The sequence below is a fragment of the Sandarakinorhabdus rubra genome (assembly GCF_010994245.1).
Taxonomy (GTDB): Bacteria; Pseudomonadota; Alphaproteobacteria; order Sphingomonadales; family Sphingomonadaceae; genus Sandarakinorhabdus; species Sandarakinorhabdus rubra.
In genome coordinates, this window is record NZ_WMHO01000284.1 from 1 (window position 1) to 2774 (window position 2774).

The 2774-nt window shown below is 72.8% G+C and carries 3 protein-coding genes; all 3 read right to left on the minus strand.

All coding sequences use genetic code 11. From position 1 onward, the window contains the following. Positions 1–1152 (minus strand): flagellar filament capping protein FliD (gene fliD, locus GJV64_RS13390; RefSeq protein ID WP_164157856.1); only part of this gene is annotated, 1152 nt, incomplete at its 3' end. A 21-nt stretch (positions 1153–1173) separates the two neighbouring features. Further along, the gene (locus GJV64_RS13395; RefSeq protein ID WP_164157858.1) at positions 1174–2277 is read right to left on the minus strand and encodes an EscU/YscU/HrcU family type III secretion system export apparatus switch protein; all 1104 of its coding nucleotides are present in this window, start codon (positions 2275–2277) and stop codon (positions 1174–1176) included. After that, positions 2277–2774 (minus strand): flagellar biosynthetic protein FliR (locus GJV64_RS13400; RefSeq protein WP_205599635.1); only part of this gene is annotated, 498 nt, incomplete at its 5' end. The genes GJV64_RS13400 and GJV64_RS13395, both read right to left, overlap by 1 nt.

The window sequence follows — 2774 nt, forward strand, 5'->3', positions numbered from 1 at the left end:
GCTGTCCACGGTGATGCTGCCGTCCCGCGCGATGCCGACGCCCAGATCAGCGAGGGTCAGCCCGTTCGCCTCTCCCACCTCGGCGCGCACCAGCCGGGCGATGCGCTGATCGAGCGCGCGGGCGGTGCCATCGGTCGCCAGCGGCCCGGCCGGTTCGCCATCCTGCGCCGGGCGGCGAAAATCGCTTATCAGCTGGCGCATCGCTTGCAGCGTGCCGACGAAATCGGCCAGCGCCCCTGACACCGCGCGGCCATCGCGGCTGGCGGTGATCGCGGCGCTGGCCGTGGGGCGCACCAGCGTCAGCCGCGCGCCGGGGATGAGATCGTCGATGCGGTTGCCAGGCCGGGTGACGGCGATGCCATCGATACTGAGCACCGCATCGGCCGCCGCCTGACCCAACGCCATCGTCGCGGCGCCGGGCGTGTGGTTGAAGCGTTCGAGGCCCGGTGGCGGCGGCGGGGGCGGCGGCGGCAACGGATCTGGCGGCGGATCGGGCAGCGGCGGCGGCGGTGGCGGCGGGGTCGGCGCAGCGCTGATGATGAAGCCGTTGGCGGCCCCTTCGGCCCCGCGCACCACCAACGTGGCACTGCCGGCAGAGGTGACGATGCTCGCCGAAAGCCCGCTGGCCGACGCGTTGATCGCATCGGCCAGTCCTTGCAGGCTGTTGTTCTCGGGCGTGATGCTGATGGTGACCGATGGCTGGCTGCCGGCGCTGAAGCTGAAACCGCCGCCGGCAAGGGGCATGCGGGTGCCGAACAGGATCGACAGCGTGCCGGTGCCCACCGGCGCCGTGGCACTGGCCAGGGTTGGCCCGGTCAGCCGCTGGGCGGTGGCGAGGCTGGTCACCGCCACCTCGCGGAAAAGTGCCGCCGGCGGCCCGGCGCCGACGCGTTCGACGCTGATGGCGGCATCGCTGCTGGCCAGTTGCAGGCCAAGCTCCCCGCCCCGCAGGCGTGTGTCGAGCGAGGTCGCGATGCCGGTCAAGGCGGCGCGCAGCTGGCCCAGCGCCGAGATGCGCGCCTGCAACTCCTCGATGCGCCGAGTGAGCGGTGCCGCGCGGGCAGTGCGCTCGGCCGACACGATGCCTTCCACGATGGCGCGGCTGTCCAGCCCGGAACCGGAACCGAAGGCAAGCAGCGGATTGGTGGCCATGGCAGTTCCTTCCAGCAGCGCTTACAACGGCAGCGGCGCGCCGGCCTTGCGCGGCTTGCCATGCTCATCGACATCCAGCGCCGGCGGCACGAACACATCGGGCACCGCTTCGGCTTCCGGATCGTCGAAGCGCATCACGAAGGCGAGGATGGTCGCGACCGCCGGAAACAGCTCGGGCCGCACCATCTGGCCGGCCTTGGCCGACCAGAACAGCGCGCGTGCCAGCCGCGGCGTGCGGATGATCGGCACCTTCAGCTCGCGCGCGGCCGCGATCAGGGCGTGCGCCATGTCGAGCCGGCCTTTCTCCACCACCACCGGCGCCTCGTCGGTCCCAGCGCGATAGCGCAGCGCCACGGCAAAGTGCACGGGGTTGACCACCACCACGGCGGCATCGGCGAGGCTTTTGCGCATCCGCCCCTGCGCGGCCGCCATCTGGGCGCGGCGCACGGCGGCGCGCAATTCCGGGGCGCCATCGCTCTCGCGGCTCTCGCGCTTCACCTCCTCGCGGGTCATCATCAACTGGCGCTCGCGCCGCCACCAGGTGAAGCCGGCATCGACCAGCGCGACGAGCGCCAGCAGCAGCGTTGAAGCCACGGCGAGCCGCACCAGCAGCGCGCCCACGGCGGCCAGTCCGCCCTCCTCGATGGCAGCGATCGTCGGCAGCGCCGGCAGCACGATGGCCAGGCCCAGCGCCGCCATGCCGCCCAGCTTCAACAGCGCGGTGGCGGCGCCGGCCAGCCCCTGCCAACCGAACAGCCGCTTGAGGCCATTGAGGGGCGAGATCCGCGACCATTTCGGCGCCGCCAATCCCAACCCGGCGTGGCGGGTGACCGCCAGCTGCAGGCCGATCGCCACCACCGCCACCATAGCTAGCAGCAGCAGCGGCGCGGCGACAGGCAACCGCCGCGCCAGCGCGCGCACATCGCCGCCGGCAGCACCCGCCAGGCTGCCCGCGAGGAAGCTGGCCAGATCGTGCCACAGCATCGGGCCAGCGGTTACCAGGAACAAGGTTGCCACGGCGAAGCTGGCCGCCGGCGCCAGTTCGCGCGGGGCAAAGACATTGCCCTCCTCCAGCGCCTTCTCGCGGCGGCGCGGTGTTGGCTTCTCGGTCTTCTCGCCGGCCATCAGGGCGCCACCAGCCCGTGCGCACTGGCCAGTGCCTGCGCCAGCCGGCCCGAAACATGGCCCAGCACCAGCGGCAGCAGAGTGACGAACGCCAGCAGCAGCGCCGCCGGCCCCACCGCCACCACCGAAAGCTGCGGCGCGGCGCGATTGGCAATCGCCACCACCGCATTGGCCAGCAGCAGCACGGCGAGCAGGGGCAGCGCCACCTTCAGGCCCCACAGGAACATCAGCCCGCCCAGCGCCGCGATGTCGCCAAGCCCCGTGGCCGGCACCACCCCGCCGGCCAGCATCAGCAGCAGCCACTCGCTGTGCAGGTCACCGGCCAGCAGCGCCACCCAGGCCAGCGTGGTGAACAGCGCCGAAAGGGCGCCGCCGCCGCCCGACATCGGCCCCAGCATGGCAAAGCCCAGGCCCACCATCTGGGCGATGGCCTCGCCGGCCAGCGTCGCCGCGCCAAAGGCCAGCGCCAGCGCCAGGCCGGCGACCAGCCCGGCCAG

Excerpts from the sequence above, each read along its gene's own strand:
- GJV64_RS13395 (WP_164157858.1), bottom strand. The coding sequence starts at position 2,277 with ATGGCCGGCGAGAAGACCGAGAAGCCAACACCGCGCCGCCGCGAGAAG.